12 protein-coding genes, 1 tRNA gene and 1 pseudogene are annotated in these 17704 nt (G+C 61.0%); 11 read left to right on the forward strand and 3 right to left on the reverse strand.

Features of this window, described 5'->3' with window-relative positions; genetic code table 11:
- Window positions 1–25 precede the first annotated feature (25 nt).
- Both F572_RS0112625 and speD read left to right on the forward strand, forming a co-directional pair.
- Window positions 26–454, forward strand: a complete 429-nt coding sequence (locus F572_RS0112625) for an OsmC family protein (protein ID WP_017942844.1) — start codon at window positions 26–28, stop codon at window positions 452–454.
- Between the two features lie 90 nt (window positions 455–544).
- Entirely contained in the window at window positions 545–1354 is an 810-nt protein-coding gene (speD, locus tag F572_RS0112630) for an adenosylmethionine decarboxylase (protein ID WP_017942843.1), read from the forward strand.
- A gap of 57 nt (window positions 1355–1411) precedes the next feature.
- On the opposite strand, the gene coq7 is transcribed toward speD, so the two are convergent.
- On the reverse strand, window positions 1412–2053 hold the full coding sequence (gene coq7, locus F572_RS0112635; RefSeq protein ID WP_017942842.1) for a 2-polyprenyl-3-methyl-6-methoxy-1,4-benzoquinone monooxygenase: 642 nt from the start codon (window positions 2051–2053) through the stop codon (window positions 1412–1414).
- Between the two features lie 62 nt (window positions 2054–2115).
- The gene (locus F572_RS0112640) at window positions 2116–3309 is read right to left on the reverse strand and encodes a (Fe-S)-binding protein (protein ID WP_231291129.1); all 1194 of its coding nucleotides are present in this window, start codon (window positions 3307–3309) and stop codon (window positions 2116–2118) included.
- Window positions 3310–3412: 103 nt separating this feature from the next.
- On the opposite strand from F572_RS0112640, the pseudogene F572_RS14815 reads away from it, so the two are divergent.
- From F572_RS14815 to F572_RS0112655, 3 genes and pseudogenes are all read left to right on the forward strand, one after another.
- A pseudogene (locus F572_RS14815) lies at window positions 3413–4158 on the forward strand (YdiY family protein).
- Window positions 4159–4240: 82 nt separating this feature from the next.
- Window positions 4241–4546, forward strand: a complete 306-nt coding sequence (locus F572_RS0112650; protein WP_017942839.1) for a ferredoxin — start codon at window positions 4241–4243, stop codon at window positions 4544–4546.
- A gap of 65 nt (window positions 4547–4611) precedes the next feature.
- Window positions 4612–4688: transfer RNA gene (locus F572_RS0112655), tRNA-Met, on the forward strand.
- 125 nt (window positions 4689–4813) lie between these two features.
- Here the strand turns inward: F572_RS0112655 and F572_RS0112660 are convergent.
- Window positions 4814–5071 carry a helix-turn-helix transcriptional regulator gene (locus tag F572_RS0112660; protein ID WP_026181395.1) on the reverse strand — a complete coding sequence of 86 codons (258 nt, stop codon included), beginning with the start codon at window positions 5069–5071 and terminating at the stop codon, window positions 4814–4816.
- A 124-nt stretch (window positions 5072–5195) separates the two neighbouring features.
- On the opposite strand from F572_RS0112660, the gene F572_RS0112665 reads away from it, so the two are divergent.
- From F572_RS0112665 to F572_RS0112690, 6 genes are all read left to right on the forward strand, one after another.
- Complete coding sequence (locus F572_RS0112665; protein WP_018158477.1) at window positions 5196–5429, forward strand: hypothetical protein; 234 nt, start codon at window positions 5196–5198, stop codon at window positions 5427–5429.
- Entirely contained in the window at window positions 5422–6615 is a 1194-nt protein-coding gene (locus F572_RS0112670; RefSeq protein ID WP_026181396.1) for an Arm DNA-binding domain-containing protein, read from the forward strand. The genes F572_RS0112665 and F572_RS0112670 overlap by 8 nt, the downstream gene beginning before the upstream one ends.
- Complete coding sequence (locus F572_RS0112675) at window positions 6612–7493, forward strand: HD domain-containing protein (protein ID WP_018158479.1); 882 nt, start codon at window positions 6612–6614, stop codon at window positions 7491–7493. Before F572_RS0112670 ends, F572_RS0112675 begins: the two co-directional genes overlap by 4 nt.
- Window positions 7494–7873: 380 nt before the next feature.
- The gene (locus F572_RS0112680) at window positions 7874–10825 is read left to right on the forward strand and encodes a DEAD/DEAH box helicase (RefSeq protein WP_155984571.1); all 2952 of its coding nucleotides are present in this window, start codon (window positions 7874–7876) and stop codon (window positions 10823–10825) included.
- The gene (locus F572_RS0112685; protein ID WP_018158481.1) at window positions 10825–15798 is read left to right on the forward strand and encodes a hypothetical protein; all 4974 of its coding nucleotides are present in this window, start codon (window positions 10825–10827) and stop codon (window positions 15796–15798) included. Before F572_RS0112680 ends, F572_RS0112685 begins: the two co-directional genes overlap by 1 nt.
- Before the next feature lies 1 nt (window position 15799).
- On the forward strand, window positions 15800–17698 hold the full coding sequence (locus F572_RS0112690; RefSeq protein ID WP_018158482.1) for a DUF262 domain-containing protein: 1899 nt from the start codon (window positions 15800–15802) through the stop codon (window positions 17696–17698).
- The last annotated feature ends 6 nt before the right edge of the window (window positions 17699–17704 follow it).

A 17704-nucleotide genomic window follows, 5' to 3' on the forward strand; every position in this document is an offset into this window, starting at 1 on the left:
CGGCCTCTCTTTAAGGACGGGCGTGATGCAGGTGAAAGTGAAATGGCTGGACCAGGTGGCCTTCGTCGGCGAGACCGACAGCGGCCATGCGGTGGTGATGGACGGTGCGCCGGACGCTGGTGGGCGCAACCTGGGGGTGCGGCCCATGGAGATGCTGCTGCTGGGGATGGGCGGTTGTACCAGCTTCGACGTGATTGCGATGCTGAAAAAGGCGCGCCAGCAGGTGCTGGACTGCGAGGTGACCGTGGAGGGTGCCCGGGCGGAGACCGTGCCCAAGGTCTTCACCGATATCCACGTGCACTTTCGCGTGTACGGCCATGAACTCTCGGAGAAGCATGTCGGGCGCGCGGTCGGGCTGTCGGCCGAGAAGTACTGCTCGGCCTCGTTGATGCTGGGCGCCTCGGCGAAGGTGACCCACGACTTCGAGATCATCGAGGGGCCGGCGCCGCGCTGAACCCGCGCCGACCGATGCCCCGTCCTTGGACTCGCGGGCCGGGGCGTCTACAATTCGCCGCTCGCTGCGGCCCGGGCAAGAGGATACGCCATGCCTCGTCACAAGAAGCAGATCAAGCTCCACGGTTTCAACAACCTGACCAAGAGCCTGAGCTTCAACATCTACGATATCTGCTATGCCTCGGGTGACCGGCATCGCGACGAATACATCGCGTACATCGACGAGGCGTACAACGCCCAGCGTCTGACGCAGATCCTGTCGGACGTGGCCCACCTGATCGGGGCCAATATCCTCGATATCTCGCGCCAGGACTACGATCCGCAGGGCGCGTCCGTGACCATGCTGATCTCGGAAGAGCCGGTGGCCACCGAGAAGATCGGCTATACCGAGGGCCCCGGCCCGCTGCCGGAGACCGTGGTCGGCCACCTGGACAAGAGCCACATCACGGTGCACACCTACCCGGAGGCGCACCCGGAGGGCGGGATCGCGACCTTCCGCGCCGATATCGACGTGTCCACCTGTGGGCGCATCTCGCCGCTGCGCGCGCTGAACTACCTGATCCACAGCTTCGAGTCCGACATCGTGATCATGGATTACCGCGTGCGCGGCTTTACCCGTGACGTGCGCGGCAAGAAGCACTTCATCGATCACAAGATCAACTCCATCCAGGACTTCCTTTCGCGCGACACCAAGGAGAAGTACCAGATGGTGGACGTGAACGTGTACCAGGAGTACCTGTTCCACACCAAGATGGTGCTGAAGGATTTTGACCTGGACAGCTACCTGTTCGGGCTGGGCAAGGACGACTACTCGGCCAAGGAGGCCAAGCGTATCTCCAAGCTGCTCAAGCACGAGATGATGGAGATCTTCTACGGCAAGAACATGAGCCGCCCGAGCTGAGCGGCATGCGCCGTGCGTTGCGCGCGGCAGCCGACTCCCGTCTTTCCGCCTGGCGAGTCAGATCCAGTAAGCGGTGCGCGTCATCACGCTGGAGGTCAGGGGCATCAGCAGATTGCGCACCGGCCACGGTGGCGCCTTGCCGCCCAGCGCCATGGCATGCGCGCCGTGTTCCACCTCGTCCTGCTTCATCTGCGCCAGGATGCGCGCCGAGACCTCGTCCTGTGCCGGCAGCCGCTCCAGGTGGCGGTCCAGGTGGCGTTCCACCTGGCGCTCGGTCTCGTCGATAAAGCCCAGGCTGTAGGCGTCGCCGGTCAGGCCGGCGAGCGCCCCCATCCCGAACGAGCCGACATACCAGAACGGCCCCAGCAGGCTGGTGCGCCCGCCCAGGTCGTGCACCCGGCGCGCGCACCAGTGCAGGTGGTCGCCCTCCTCGCGCGAAGCCTGGTCCAGGTGGTCGCGGATCGCCGGGGTGCGGGCGGTCAGCATCTGGCCCTGGTACAGCCCCTGCGCCGCGACCTCGCCGGCATGGTTGACCCGCATCAGGCGCACGGACAGATCGCGCTCGTGATCCTCCAGGTGCGGCCCGATGTCGTCCCCGCCCGGGGATGGCCGGCCGGTGGATCGGGCCTGGCCGGCGACAACCTTGACGAAGGCGTCGGCTTGGTTGATCAGGTGATCCAGCGGGGAAAGTCGGCGCATGGTTCCGCTCCGGTCGAGGGGTCGGGGTGAGACTTCAAGGGTACCGCAAGCAGGGGCGCGGATCAGCGCCCGGCGTCGTCGTGCGGGCCGTTTTTCAGGCGCCGGGCCAGGAAGCGGGCGGGTGACAGGATCTCCGGTATGCCAGAGTCCTCCCTGGCCAGGGCGCGTAGATGCACGCTGCAGCCCACGTTCGGGCTGACCACGACCTCGGGGGCGTCGCGGGTCAGGGCCTCCAGTGTCGCCCGGCCCAGGCCGTCCGCCATGGCCGGCTGGGTCAGCATCGCGGTGCCGCCCGCGCCGCAGCAGTTCGGCGCGCCGGCCACCGGCGCCAGCGAGACACCGGGCAGGCGCTCCAGCAACGCGGGCAGTTCACGGGTCTCGCGGGTGACGTTGCGCTGGGTGCAGGGCAGATGCAGCGCGATCCGGATCGGGTTGTCGTCCCATAGGCCTTCGCGCGCGTCCGTGTCCATTCGCTGCGCCAGGAATCGCGTGAGGCTGAGGCTGCGTGCCCCCAGCGTGCCCTCGGGGTATTCGCGCAGCGTGGCCTCGCAGCCACTGTCGAGCACGATCACCGGTACTTCGCGGTTGCCAAAGGCCTCGGTGTTGCGCGCCCGCAGAGCCTGTGCCGCCGCGCGGTGGCCGGTGTGCTGGTCCAACGCTCCGCAACAGGCCTGGCCCGGCGGGATGGCGACCCGCACACCGAGGGCGTCGAGGACCTCCAGTGCGGCCTCCAGGTCGGGCCCGGTAAAGAAGCGATCCATGCAGCCGGTGAACAGCAGCACGTCGGCCGTGTCCGGTGTCGCGCTCGCTCGCAGGCGCGGCGCGGGCGTCAGGGAGTCCCGGGTATGGGCGAGACTGCGTTCCCAGCCACCGCGCGGCAGCACGCGCTCCAGCCCCAGGCGGGCCCCCACCCGCGCCGCCAGGGCGCCGAGGCCGCGCAGGGTCGGGTGCATCAGGGCCTGGTGCTGGATGCCCTGCCGCCAGCGGTCCATGCGCGAGGCGGTGGCCGGGTGTTCGTCGAGGACCTCGCGTGCGCGGTCCATCAGCGCCCCGAAGGGCACGCGAGCCGGGCACACCGCTTCGCAGGAGCGGCAGCCCAGGCAGCCTTCCAGGTGGCTGCGCAGGCGTTCGGATTCCGGCTCCAGCCGACCCTGGGCCAGGCCCTGCATCAGGGTCAGCCGCCCGCGTGGCGAGTCCCCCTCGACGCGGTGCCAGCCATAGGTGGGGCAATGCGGCAAACACAGGCCGCAGTGCACGCACTGGTCGGCAGCGGAAAGCCCCCGGAATCTCAGGGGCTGGTCCGATGCGCCTAGCGGCTTTGCTAGGGTCTTGCCCTCATTCGGTTCCGGGAGGTCTCCCATGCTCGTGCGTTCGTTCCGGCCCGTCGGGTCTGCGTTTGCTTCGCTCATCCTGCTGAGCATACCAGCCTCGCAGGGCCTGGCCTGGGAGGCCGAGGGCTGGCAGTCGACCATCGAGCTGGGGGCCTCCAAGACCACCGGAAATACCGAGTCCGCTACAGCTACCGGCCGTTTTCGTGCGGAGCACACGACCCTCGACTGGCGCAATCGCCTCCGCCTGGATGCGTACTTCCACGAGGAGGACGACGAGACCACCGGAGAGCGCTACGTCGCCGGTTACCAGGCGGACCGCAAGCTGGGCGAACACGATTATCTGTTCGGGGCGCTGCGCTACGAGCGTGACCGCTTCAGCAATTACGACTATCAGGGCTCGACCACGGCCGGTTATGGTCGCCGCCTGATCGACGGCGAGCGCGTGCGGCTGGACGGCGAGATCGGTGCCGGTATGCGTCAGGTGCGCATCCGCACCACCGGGGAGACCGATAACGAGCCGGTTGGCCGGTTGGCCGGCTGGCCGGGAACTTCCGCTGGGAGATCAGCGAAAGCGCTCGCCTCACCGACGAGCTGCTGATCCTGACCGGTAGCGACAATACCGAGATCGAGAACATCCTCGCCCTGACCGCGGACGTCACCAGCCGGATGTCCCTGCGCACCAGCTTCACCGTGAAGCACAACACCGACGTCGAGCCCGGCGTGGAGAACACCGACACGATCACCGACGTCAGCCTGGTCTATCGCTTCCGCTGAATGCACCGACCGCGCGCGCTGCCACCCGTCGTTTTGCGGGCGACAGCGTTATCATGAGCCGCACGGATCATCGGAGACTTTCATGGGCTACTACCAGCGCCATATCTTCTTCTGCACCAACTGCCGCGAGGACGGCAATTGCTGCGAGGACCACGGGGCGACCGAGATGCGCACCTACGCAAAGAACCAGGCCAAGGCCATGGGGATCCACGGCAAGGGCCAGGTGCGGGTGAACACCTCCGGTTGCCTGGACCGCTGCAACGAGGGCCCGGTCGCGGTCGTCTATCCGGAGGGCGTCTGGTACACCTACCAGGACGAACGCGACATCGACGAAATCCTGGAAGAGCACCTCAAGAACGGCCGCGTGGTCGAGCGCCTGCAGATATGAACCCCGCCGGGCGCCGCGCTGGCTTGACTTTATGCGCCGGCCTCCGGAGAATCCGCATCCCGCGTGGCTACGTAGCTCAGCTGGTTAGAGCACATCACTCATAATGATGGGGTCCCCTGTTCGAATCAGGGCGTAGCCACCACTAATTCAGTTATTTAGGCCCCGCTTGGTTGTGCCCTTGGTCCCCGGGGACCACATGGGGACCAAGCGGGGACCATTTCTCGAAGTCCCCATTCTCGGTGAAGCCGCCCGGTTTCCCTTGTCCCGTCAGTCGTCTTTCTGTTCAGCGCTTTCAGTGAGCTGTTCGTCCGGGACATATTCAACCAGCTCCTCAATCCTGCAATCGAAGTATCGGCAAAGCTTGTCGAGATTCTCGCTCTGCGTGTTGTAGCCCCGGTGGTTCACCATTTTCGACAGGGTCATGCGGTTGATGCCGGTGGCTTTGGCGACCTCCCCAAGTGTGATCCTGCGTCCGGTCTGGAACTCCAAATCCGCGATTCTTTCCTTGATCTTGAGTCGCAACACGTGGATCACCTGATAATTTAAACGATCAAAAACATTGACAGAGGCGTCATCCGTGCTAAATTGGTGACACGATTGATCAACAGAATGATCAATCGCAAACCCAAAAGCACAGGAAGGTGCCAAGATGAGCAAAACCTATCTGACGACGCGGCAGCTGGCAAGGCGGATCGGATATGAGCCCCGAACCATTCGCGAGCGGTTGAAGGACTCCGTCCTGATTGAGGGCCGCCACTACTTCCGCCCCTTCGGCGGTCGCAAAATTCTCTACATCTGGGAGCACGTCGAAGAGGACATGCTCGACGCGGCCTTCGACACCGCGGCCATCCCGATGGCTTCGGGAGGGTATTGCCATGGCTAGCATCAACTGCAAGAACGGAAGGCTTTACGTGGACTTCCGTTGGCAGGGGCGGCGCCGACGTGAATACACCGCCCTTGAAGACACGGAGCCCAACCGTAAGCGGCTCGGGAAGCTCGCCAAGAGCATCGAGCGGGACATCAATGCAGGCCGCTTTGATTATGCGAAGTACTTTCCCGAGAGCGCTTCCCGCCACGGGAATCCCCAGCGGACCAGCATCCCTGCCCGGCAATCTGTTGCCACGGGGTATCCCTCGCCCGTTGATACCCCGTCCCTGAAGCGCTTCTATGTCCAGTGGAGCGAAGAGATGGCGCCTACATGGCGGCAAACGTACAGGGAGAGTGTCACCACGGTGTTCGAGACGCACGTCTTCCCGTTTTTCGGAGGAGATAGAGGGGTCGGCGACATCAGGAAGGAAGACATTCACGCATTCCGGGCCCATCTCGCCAAAGGTAGCCCCGTGCGCAAGCGTGAGCTCTCGCCTTCCACCATCAACAGGACACTCAAAATCCTGCGGATGATGTTCGATGAGGCCGCCGACCGCTTCCAGTTTAGGTCACCGTTCGTGGGCGTGAAACTCCTCAAGGAGCGCAAGACCCAGGTCGATCCGTTCAGCCTGGACGAGGTGAGTCTGATCCTGAAGCATGTGCGGGCCGACTTCCGCAACTACTTCACCGTGCGTTTCTTCACCGGACTGCGCTCCGGTGAAGCCCACGGGCTCAAGTGGAAGCACGTCGACTTTCCCCGCAGCCAGATCCTGGTTCGCGAGACCTACGTGGATGGTCGGACCGAGTACACCAAGAACGATGGGTCCCAGCGCGAGGTGGATATGTCGCGACGGGTTCGCGAAGCATTGCTCGATCAGCGCAAGGCGACGGGGCAGGGCGCCTACGTCTTCACCAATGCCGCAGGTCAACCGATCGATAACCGAAACCTGACCAAGCGTATCTGGTCCCCGCTGCTGCGTTACCTCGATATTCCCTACAGGCGCCCCTACACCATGCGTCATACCGCCGCGACCTTGTGGCTGGCGGCCGGCGAGTCACCGGAATGGATTGCCCGCCAGCTGGGACACACCTCCACGGAGATGCTCTTCAAGACGTACTCGCGGTACATCCCGAATGCCACGCGACAGGATGGCTCGGCGTTCGAGAACCTGATCGACGAACGCTTCGGGGGTGAGTCGTGAAGATCTCGGATTGGGAAAGCGGGCACGCCCGGCCCGCACAAGCAACGGCCGATGTTCGGACTTTCGGCATCTACCGGGTCCGGGACTATTTCGTGCGCGGTGGCGTGGGGCACCTCGTTCTGCACTGCGCGGGGCAACGGTGGCAGGTTGCGGTGAGCAATCCAACATCCGTGACCGGCGTCCGAAGCGGCTCAGTCGTGGAGGTCCAGTTCTCCAGCGTTGCAGGAGCCCAGCCGAGTATCTGCTTTATTCGCGTTCTGGAGCCGGGTGAGTACTGGCCCAGTCAGGTGATGCCGACCTCATGGTGTGTTGACGGCGCCGACCCGGAACGGCTGCGTCTGCTGATCGAGCGGCTGCGCACGGCACCTTTCCGACACTTAATGGAGGGCGTCGTGGACGACCTGGTGCTGCTTAAGCGCTTCTTCCAGGTTAAGGCGAGCTACAAGCATCACCACTCCGTCGCGGGTGGACTGCTTCGCCATTCGCTCGAATGCGCAGAGATTACGGAGCAGGCCGTTCAGACTGCGCCACAGTCGTGCAATACGGCCATCGACGACAATCTTCGCGACGCCCTGGTCCTTGCAGCCTTGTTCCACGATTTCGGCAAGACCCTCAGCCATTCGGCTGACTCGGCCTGGTTGCTCCGGAAAACCGATCATCGACACCTGTCTCTGGTGGCTCTCGCAGGGCACCTCCCGCGTTTGTTCCAGCTGTCTGCGCCGGGGCACGCACTCTTCGTGCATTTGCTGATACAGGATGCCCTTGGCAAGGGGTATGCCTCGCCACTTCCCATGGTCGACGCGGTCCGTATGGCGGATCGCTTGAGCACAGGCCTTTGGATGCGTGCGCAGTCGGCGGGTAGCAGGCTCACTGAGTGAGCTACCCCATACGTTAATGTCGCGACTCTGTTTGCGATATCGCGACCCGCCAAGCAGGATGGTTCTGGCTGATGGACAGGGAATTGCGAGACCCCATCTTCTCGCCGAGATATCGGACCGAGAAGTCCCTTCAGCGGGGACTTCTCAGTGGATCTGCCCGTACTCGTGGTGATGGGCTGTCCTCTTCGGGTCTCCTTGTTTGGTGCGGGCTCAAATTTCGATCTCTTTCGTTACCGAGGTCGGAGTTCAGGGCAAGGAGGGCTGAGCGCCGGCGGCGTCGTCTGGTCAAGTGCTGGATGTGAGGTCCCTTGGGGGGTGTGCGCTTGGCTAGACTAGACCGTCTTTAGTTCTTACAAACCGGGCACAAAGGGAAAGACTTGATGACAGCCGTTTTTACTCCTGGCATGCGCGTCGTGTGTCGCGATGCTGAGTGGCTCGTCTCGCGAGTGGATGCTGCGGGTAGTTATCAGCACCAGATCGTCTTCTGCACCGGGGTCGATGATCTCAACCGCGGGCATGAGGCCGCTTTCCTCACCCAGCTGGATCAGATCAAAGAGGTTAATCCCCGCGAGACAGCGCTGGTGCGCGATGAATCCAACGGCTATTCGCGCTCGAAGCTGTTCCTGGAAGCGCAACTGCGCCAGATGCCGCTGACCGACCCGGCCCCCAACTTCGAGGACATGGGTGCGTTCACGCCCATGGACTATCAGAAGGAGGTGGTGCACCGAGCCCTTCACCAGCTCCGGCCGCGCTTGCTGCTGGCCGATCAGGTGGGGTTGGGTAAGACGATCGAAGTCGGCATGATCTTGAGCGAGCTGATCCGACGAGGGCAGGGCAACCGCATCTTGGTGTTGGCCAAGAAGTCGATGCTCTCCCAGTTCCAGGCCGAGCTGTGGAACCGCTTCGCGCTGCCGCTGGTGCGTATGGATTCCGACGCGCTCTCCCGGCTGCAGCTCAAGATCCCAGCCTCGAAGAACCCTTTCGAGGTCTACCAGCGCATCATCATCTCCATCGATACCCTCAAGGATATCGGCCGCTACGCCCATTTCCTGGAGAACACCCGCTGGGACGTGGTGGTGATCGACGAGGCGCATAATGTCTCCGGCGGAAGCAACCCGGAGCGCCACCTCAGCTACCGCCTGGCACGGCGCCTGTCGCGGCGCACCAACAGCATGCTGCTGACCACCGCCACCCCCCACAACGGACGACGCGAGACCTTTGGTCGCCTGATAAGCCTGCTCGACCCCTCCGCGGTACCGGACCCCAATCTGCAGGCGTACGAAGCCAAGGACATCGCTCCTTTCTTCCTGATGCGCTTCAAAGAGGACGTGAAGGCCGAGGCCGGTAGCAACTTCTCCGAACGAAAGGTGGTACCGCTCGAGGAGACCACGGCTCACGCTAGCGAGGCAGAGGAGGGGATCTACCATCAGCTGGCTCACATACGCCAGCGGGTCCTAGATAAGGAGATCGAGAGCCAGGCCATTGTTAGTTGGGGTATGTACAAGGCATTCCTCTCAAGCCCCGAGGCTTGTCGATCTACCGCTAATAAACGCCTCGCACAGATCAAGCGCCAGGATCCTGGTTCGCCCGAGGTCGAGGAGCTCGCATTACTGACGCGTCAGCTGGAGCAACTGACCATCAATGGAAGTGCTCGCTTCAAGACGCTGCTTCGTGCGCTGGAGGTTATGGGCTGGGATGGTGGCGCAAACAGCCCGCGGCTACTGATGTTCACCGAGAGCCGTGTGACACAGCAGGCTCTGGCGCCCGCGCTGGCTCGCCACTTCAAACTGAAGTTCTCTGACAAGGAGCAGGACCAGGCTGGACAGGCCATCGCCGCCATTCATGGTGGCATGTCCGACAGTGCGCTGGCGGCATCGGTGGAGTCCTTTGGCACTGGTCGTAGCGATGTTCGCCTGCTTTTGGCGACCGATGTCGCCTCGGAAGGTGTCAATCTTCACCACCAGTGCCACCACGTCATTCACTATGACTTGCCTTGGTCGATCATCACCCTGATTCAGCGCAACGGCCGTATCGACCGGTTCGGCCAGAAGCAATCGCCCATCATCCGCTATTTGATGGTGGAAACCCGCGAGGGTTTGTTGAAAGGCGACAGTGAGATATTCGAACGTCTGGTTGGCAAGGTCGAGGAGATCAACCGCTCCACCCGCACTGGTGAGAGTGTGCTCAAGCTCTACGACGCCACCAAGGAAACCGAGTGTGTGGGCGAAGGGCTTGTGCGTGATCGCAGCGGATTGAAGGCGCGCATCGAGTCGACCCGCGATGGTGAATCCGGCGAGCTGGAGTCACTGTTACATGATGCAAGCCACTTCGATCTCGACTTACTGCTCGGTGACAGCGAAGCCGACGGATCGGCAGAGCAGGAGTCGAACGGTTTGCAGGACAACTCCCGTATCCGCTTGCTCGGGAATGCCGAGTTCTTGGAACAGGGCTACCGTGCCTTGCAGGCCCAAAATCGTGACTGGCCAGGCCTGGATAAGACCACCGAACAGCTGATCTTCACTCCACCCAAAGAGGTGGCCCGCCGCCTGGGCGCCCCCTGGGTGGACTGTGAGATGGTCTACGGGGCGTCGGCGATGCCCGAGGAGGCCTGGCCGGCGGAACAGCAACTCTTCTTCACCGAGAGCCCCAAGCGCGCCAACGCGGCCATCCAGGCCGCCCTTGCCCAGAAGGGACAATGGTCTCGTGAACTGTTGCTAACCGAGCAGCACCCAGTGATGAAGTGGCTATCCGAGCGGCTGATGATGCTCCAGGATCGTGGCGAAGCACCCTTGATCAGCTCCCCCTGGCTGGAGCCCGGAGAATTACTCTTCTGCTTCATTGGACAGGTCAGCTCTCGGGCCGGCACACCGCTGATCGTCGATCCCCATGTCGTTTCCTTCCGCAAGGGCGGAAAGTTTCGTATTCGACCACTGAAAGAAGCGCTGACCGAAGTCAGGTTTGATCAGTTGACCAACACTGGTAAGCAGGGCGGGCTGCCCGAACATCTGATGAAAGGCCTTCTGGGCTCGGCGGTGGACCAGAGTCTCTATCACCTCAAACAGCTCAAGGACAAGCGACGCGCCGAGATCTGGCCGCGGGTGGAGCAGGAGACCAGGCGACTGGACGACTGGTTTTTCCGCTGGGCGTCGCGCATCGACAAACAGCTGGCTGGGCTGCCGGCGGAAGGCAAACGCGCCACCCAGTTGCGCAACAAGCGCGAAGAGATGGAGAAGTACCTGGAAGACCGGAAAGAGCACTGGATGTGGTCTCATTTCCGGGCAACGGAAGAGCCCACCACCCGGCTGGTGATGGTAGTGGAAGGAGCGAGTTAATGGCGCTGGATACCGCAATCAAGAACGTTGGTGACTACTACGCCGCCCACTACCTCGCCGACAAAAACGGTTTTGCCAAGGATATCCGCGACCAGGCCAAGGTCTGGAAGGAGCAGGGCAGCCAGTCCGCTCCTCGCCGCTTGGCGGCCCTGGGTGACAGCTATTTCAAGGCCAAGACGGCGGCACTCGATTTCTCAGAACCCGATCTGCGAAGTCGGGCTGGTATCAAGGAGCTGGATGCCTGGCACCCCGCGCTGCTCGACGCCCTGGGGTATCGGCCCGAGCCCTTCGCCCTGGAGCTGGACACCGAAAAGAAGCAGCTGCCGGCCCTCTTGCGGCTGAACCGCCACAATCGGCCTTGGCTGGTCATCCTGCAGGCGCCGTTCTGCTTGGCCGGCGGCGACAGCGACGAGGAGCCGTTGGAGCAGCCGGTGCAGCCCTCAAGCCATTTCGTCGAGGGGCTCCCTACCCTGCAGGAGAGCTGGGAGAAGGCCATTGCCATTCTATTTAAGCAGGAGGACGCTCCGCGCTGGGTGATGTTGCTGGCGGGTGCTCGGGTCTACCTGTTCGATGCCCAAACCTACGCTCAGGGCCGTTACCTTTGGATTGACCTGGAGGAGGCCTACGGCCGCCGCCAGGCAGAGACCTTCCAGGCGATTTGTGCTTTGCTCTCCGTTGATGCGCTGGCGCCTGAGGGGGAAACCGATGAGGTGCTGCATGAGCGCCTGCGCGAAGGCAGCCTGAAGAGCACCCATGGCGTATCGGAGAAGCTGCAGGGCGCGGTGCGCGACGCCATCCAGGACATCGCCAACGGCTGGGTGGAAGCGCGGCGCCAGCGCAACCTTGGCTATCGCCAGCTTGGCGAGCGGGAGGAGCCGCTGCCCGATGGCAGCCGGGAGATCACCGCCGAGCAGCTGCGTCATGATGCGCTGATTTACGTTTATCGCCTGCTGTTCTGCTTCTACGCCGAGGCCCGGGGTGGCGAGCTAGGCATCTTGCCGATCAACGATAACGTTTATCGCCTGGGCTACAGCCTGGAGGCCCTGCGCGACTTGGTGGATGCCAACGAGCCCGGTACTAGCACCGAGCACGGAACGTATATCGCCGAGCACCTCGAAAGGCTCTTCCACCTGATCTACGAGGGCTTTGACCCGTCTCGGCACGGTCTGGAGCAGGAAGAAGACACCACGGGGCCCGACTTCGGCGGCTTGCCCAGACAGGAGAGCCTGTTCGGGAGTCCCGGGGGGGAGCAGCTGAGGTTCGACGACGCCGTACCCCGTAAGAGCGGAAACCGTCAGGGCTACACTCCCGGCAAGCTGTTCGAGATCCAGCCGCTCACCGCTACCCTGTTCGATCCCGCCGTCACGCCGCTTCTCAGCCGCGTGAAGCTGCCCAACCGGGTCCTTCATGGGGTGATTCGCTGCCTAAGCGTGGGTACCTCCCACCAGAGCCGGCGCATCGGGCGCATCAACTACGCCGAGCTTGGCATCGTGCAGCTCGGCTCGGTCTACGAGGGGCTGCTCTCCTACAAGGGGTTCTTCGCCATCGAAGATCTGATCCAGGTGCACCAGCAGGTCAAGCAGGGCAAGACAATAAAGCCCATGTATGACGATGCCGTGGATCCCAAGCAGCCCACCTGGTTCGTTCCCGCCACCCGCCTGGAGGAGTTCAAGCACGGCGAGGTGGTGCTGGAACACCGTACCGAGAAACCGCGGATCTACCGCACCGGCGAGTTTATTCTCCACCTTAACGGGGTCGACCGGGTCAACAGCGCTTCCTACTACACGCCGGAGGTGCTGACCCGCACCCTGGTGGAGGAGGCCCTCAAGGAGCGCCTCAAGGATTTCACGCCCGAACAGGCCGACGAGGTGCTGTCGCTCAATATCTGCGAGCCGGCCATGGGCTCCGCGGCGTTCCTGGTAGAGGCCATCGACCAGTTGGCCCACCGCTACCTGGAGCTCAAGCAGCAGCAGCTCGGCCAGAACATCGATCCCAGCGACTACGAGGACGAGCTACGGCGGGTGCGCCACTACATCGCCGTGCACAATGTCTATGGGGTCGACCTCAACCCAGTGGCGGTGGAGCTGGGGGCGCTCTCGCTGTGGCTGGCGACCATTCACCGCCTGATGGAGCACCCGGGCAGTGAAGACACGCCTCCTGCCCACCGGCCGGCCGCCACGCCTTGGTTCGGCCTGCGCCTGCGCGCTGGCAATAGCCTGATCGGTGCGCGGCGCAGCGTATGGAGCAAGGGCCAGCTGGGGGCCGGCAAGCACTACGGCAACAATGCCCAGGTGCCCCGCCAGCTCAAGCCCGGCGAGGCGCGAAAGCCCGGTGAGATCTACCACTTCCTGGTGTGGGACGAAGACATGGCCCCCGCCGCCACCGACGCGCTGATGAGGCAGCACTGGCCGGCGCAGTGCGAGCAGATCAAGCAGTGGCGCAACCAGCAGGTGAAGCAGAAATTCTCGCCCGAGGAGCTGGCACGCCTTGAGGCGCTGAGCGAGCGCATTGACGCGCTATGGGCCGACTACGCCGCCGAGCGCCACCAGGCGCTGGCCCACTCCGCCTGCACCGCCAGCGTCTGGCCCACCCCGCAGAACGACGTCGAAGCCCTGCGGCCCGGCCCCAGCCTGCGCCACCAGGAGCGCTTGAAGGTGAAGCTGGAGGCCGAGTCCGGCGCCTTCCAGCGCCTGCGTCTGCTGATGGATAGCTGGTGCAGCTTCTACTTCTGGCCGCTTGAGCAGGCCGAGACGCTGCCCAGCCGCGAGGCCTGGCTGGCTGCCGCCGAGGTGCTGCTGGGCATCGGCACCGATGACCTGGCCACCCGCGCCATGCTGGATAGCCAGCTCGGCGAGGATATCGACCTGGAGGCGCTGTTCAAGGCCAGCCAGGCTCGGCTGCCCGACGCCGCCCATCTTAGCGACCTGGTGCCATGGTTCGGCGTCGGCCGCGCCACCGCCGCCGAACAGCACTACCACCACTGGGAGCTGATTTTTACTGAGGTGCTGGGGCCCGAAGTGCAGGAGGAGGTTGCGCCCAAGGGATTTGACTTGGTGTTTGGTAATCCTCCGTGGTTAAAAGTAGCCTGGTCAGACTCCTCGTTATTAAATGAATTTGAACCGTTTCTTGGGATCAGAGGAGCAAAATCTGCCACGTATAAACGTGAACGCCCAAAGTTGCTTGGGCAGTTTGAAAATAGACTGAGGTATCGTAATGAGTTTAGGAAAGGGGAAGGTGGCGGCGCATTCTTAAACAGCAAGATTTTTTACCCGGCTCTTGAAGGCGTGCAAACGAATCTATATAAAAATTTTATCGAGAAGAGTTGGTCCCTTATTGGTGATAGAGGGGTCTCTGGGCTGTTGCATCCTGAGGGGGTTTACGAAGAGAAAAGTGGCGGGGAGTTTAGAGCGCGCTGCTATAAAAGGCTAAGAGCTCATTTGCAGTTTCAAAACCTATTGGGTTTATTTTCGGATGTAAAAGCTAATCGAAAATTTAGCATAAACTTATACGGTAAAAATATGAGTGTAATTTGCTTTAGAAATATAGCAAATTTATATCATCCTTCGACGCTTGGTCAGATATATAATGTAGACTTTGGGGCTGTCCCTGGGTTGAGAGATTCTGAAGGTAAGCCAGAGTTGTCGGGGCACATTCGAAGATCTGTGGTTTTTTCTAAAAATGAGTTGGAAATTGTTGCGAAATTGGTAGAGGGCGATAGCAGCCATTGGCTTAATACGCGTCTGCTCGCAATCCATGATGTCGATTCAATTAAAGTTCTCGAAAAAATTGGTGGCGCAAAAAATAGACTGCATGACTTTTCTAAATTTATAAAAGTAACACCGAGCACCTTCTTTCACGAGACACAGGCGCAGGGGAAATATATTTTTTATGAAAGGGGTATGGCTTATAAGCCAAATAAAGCTGATGATCTTGTCATGGTTATGGGACATCTAGGAATAGGTAATGCCTTTTCAAAGCAGGCATTGTCTGGTGATTCTGCTCAAGTTCAATATGAGATGGTAGATGCCGCGCTGCTTGGTAAAGATTATTTCCCTGCTTCAATATATTCTCCGGATGTTGACTTGATTTCTGAGATTGCGCCTACGTTCCAAAGTGGAAGAAAGTTGACCGATTATTATCGGTATGCAAATCGTACAAGGAGTCAGCCAGATGATACACGGACACTGATTTCTGCGATACTTCCTAAGGGTGTAACTCATGTTCATTCAATTCTTTCAGTTTGCTTTTCAGATGAGCGGCAGATGGTTCTTTTTGCCGGATGTACCCATTCTATAGTTTTTGATTTTTTTGCGAGATCAGTCGGCAAAGAAAATTGGGGTTATGATGCAGTCGGGAATATGCCAATTATTGAAGGGAAGTTTTCTGAGCTGATTGTGAATAGATCCCTAAGGCTGAATTGTGTCGCAAAATGCTATGCTGATTTGTGGGTTTCAGTCGCAGGCGAGAAGATAAAAAACGATTCTTGGACGAAGGGCGCTCTTCGATCTGACAATTTTAGCGATCTAGATTGGAGCAAGCTAAAGACAAATGAGTGGGTTGAGGGTAATGCCTTGGTGAGCGATGAGTGTCGAAGGCAGGCACTGCTTGAGATCGACGTATTGGTGGCAATTTATTTTGGCATTTCCTTTGAAGAGTTGGTGGGGATTTATTCTGCAAACTTTAGCACATTCAGAAAGTACGATCAGAAAGACTTGTATGATTGCCGTGGGCAGCTGTGTCCTTCATATCACAGGACGAGCCCGGGAAGGTTTGAATTTAGAGAGGCCGCAAGTAGTCATCAACCAACTTTTCCAATAACAGTAACTTGGGAAACGGATAGTGGTAATTCAACTGTCACCCGTACCTTTTACCCGCCCTTCAGCCATGTCGACCGCATCGAGGACTATCGCACCGCGTATCGCGTCTTCGCCGAGCGGCTGGGGATAGAGATCAACGAAGAGGAGCTCGCCTGACATGGATGCCAAGGCACGCGATCTGAACCAGATCTTCGACTCGACCATTTCCTTCCAGATCGCCCTGTTCCAGCGGCCGTACGTCTGGAAGAAAGAGCATAACTGGGCGCCGCTCTGGGAGGATATCCAAGGCCTGATGGATCACCGGCTGCGCACCCAGAAGCCGCGAACCCACTTCCTGGGTGCGGTGGTGCTGGAGCAGATGCGCAATGTGGCGGGTTCAATCGAGACTCACCAGGTGATCGATGGCCAGCAGCGTTTCACCAACCTGCAGATCTTCATGATCGCCGCACGTGATATCTGCCACCGGCTCGATAGCGGCAAGTACTACGAACGCTTTGCCGACCTGGTGGGCAACAAGGCCAGCAAGGTCGATTTCGACCACGAGCGCTACAAGGTGTGGCCGACCACCAGCGACCGTGAGGCCTTCAAGCTGGTGCACAGCGTGGGTGGCCTGGAGGCTTTGGAGCAGCATCTCCAGGAACAGCCCAAGCTGCATGAACAGAATCAGCAGGTCATCGATGGTTACCGCTACTTCTACCGGCAGCTGGCCCTCTGGTTGCACGGTGAGCTGGATGAGGAGCCTGGTGAAGCAGCGCCGGACCTGGATGAACGGCTCGATGCCCTGTGGCAGGTAGTCAGCAACGCGCTGCAGGTGGTGGTGATCAACCTGAGCGATGACGATGAGTCACAGGTGATCTTCGAGACCTTGAATGCCAGGGGCACTCAGCTGTTGCCCGCGGACCTGATCAAGAACTACCTGTTTCGCCGGGCGCAGTCCGAAGGGCAGGATATCGAGACGCTCTACGAGCAGCACTGGAAGGCCTTCGATGCCAAGTTCTGGCGCAAGGAGGTCAAGCAGGGGCGTACCAAGCGCCCGCGCATCGACCTGTTCCTGCAGCACTACCTGGCGCTGATGCTCAGGGAAGACGTGCGCAGCGCCCACCTCTTCGAGGCCTTCAAGGAGTATGTCGTCGCCCTGGAGGAGGGCGAGAAGGGCTCTGAGCTGACGGCTCAGCCCAACAGCATCGAATCCCATCTGCAGTCACTGTCTCGGTATGCCCGCGCCTTTCGAAAATTCGCGGAGCCGGAGGCTGGCTCTCGCCTTGCCGTCTTCCTGGATCGCCTGCAGGCGGTGGATACGGCAACCGTCTATCCGCTGTTGCTGCTGGCCAGTGACCAGCTGCTGCCTGGCAATCAGGCAGAGTTCAACCGGGTGCTGGTGGTGCTGGAGTCGTTCCTGGTGCGGCGCATGATCTGCTGCATGACGTCCAAGAACTATAACCGACTGTTTATCGATGTCATCAAGGCGCTGGATAAGCGGGGCAAGATCACGGCCCAGATTCTGCAAGAAGTGCTCCATGCCTACGAGGGTGACAGCATGCGCTTCCCCACCGATGACGAGCTGCACTGGAGCGTCCTGAACACACCGATTTACGACCGGCTGGCACAGTACAAGATCCGCGCCGTACTGGGAGCGATTGACCTCGCCCAGGAGGACCGCAAGAGCGAGGTGCTGCCCCTGCCAGATAACCTCACCATCGAGCACATCATGCCGGTCAAGTGGCAGGCAAGCTGGCCGATGCCCGAGGAGATGGCGGCTGACCCGGAGAAGCGCCTGGCCTTCAACCAGGAGCGAAACCGCCGGCTGCATACGCTCGGCAACCTGACATTGATCACCGGCAGCCTCAACCCTTCGCTTTCTAATGCCTCCTGGGACCAGAAGCGCCCGGAGCTGTGCAAGTACAGCAAGCTGAACCTCAATCGCTACTTTCATCCGGCCAAGGATGCCGAGACGGACCCCCTGCGGGTATGGGACGAGGCCGCCATCAAGCGTAGAGGGCAGAGCCTCTTTGAGACGGCGGCATCGGTCTGGCCCTACCAGGTCGCTGGCGGCTGAGTTTTC

This window comes from Thioalkalivibrio sp. ALE14 (assembly GCF_000376845.1).
Taxonomy (GTDB): domain Bacteria; phylum Pseudomonadota; class Gammaproteobacteria; order Ectothiorhodospirales; family Ectothiorhodospiraceae; genus Thioalkalivibrio.

What these genes read in the sequence shown, in the direction of transcription:
- F572_RS0112680 (WP_155984571.1), top strand. Translation starts at nt 7,874, where the DNA reads ATGACAGCCGTTTTTACTCCTGGCATGCGCGTCGTGTGTCGCGATGCT.
- F572_RS0112685 (WP_018158481.1), top strand. Translation starts at nt 10,825, where the DNA reads ATGGCGCTGGATACCGCAATCAAGAACGTTGGTGACTACTACGCCGCC.
- F572_RS0112670 (WP_026181396.1), top strand. Translation starts at nt 5,422, where the DNA reads ATGGCTAGCATCAACTGCAAGAACGGAAGGCTTTACGTGGACTTCCGT.
- F572_RS0112690 (WP_018158482.1), top strand. Translation starts at nt 15,800, where the DNA reads ATGGATGCCAAGGCACGCGATCTGAACCAGATCTTCGACTCGACCATT.
- F572_RS0112665 (WP_018158477.1), top strand. Translation starts at nt 5,196, where the DNA reads ATGAGCAAAACCTATCTGACGACGCGGCAGCTGGCAAGGCGGATCGGA.
- F572_RS0112650 (WP_017942839.1), top strand. Translation starts at nt 4,241, where the DNA reads ATGGGCTACTACCAGCGCCATATCTTCTTCTGCACCAACTGCCGCGAG.
- speD (WP_017942843.1), top strand. Translation starts at nt 545, where the DNA reads ATGCCTCGTCACAAGAAGCAGATCAAGCTCCACGGTTTCAACAACCTG.
- coq7 (WP_017942842.1), bottom strand. Translation starts at nt 2,053, where the DNA reads ATGCGCCGACTTTCCCCGCTGGATCACCTGATCAACCAAGCCGACGCC.
- F572_RS0112625 (WP_017942844.1), top strand. Translation starts at nt 26, where the DNA reads ATGCAGGTGAAAGTGAAATGGCTGGACCAGGTGGCCTTCGTCGGCGAG.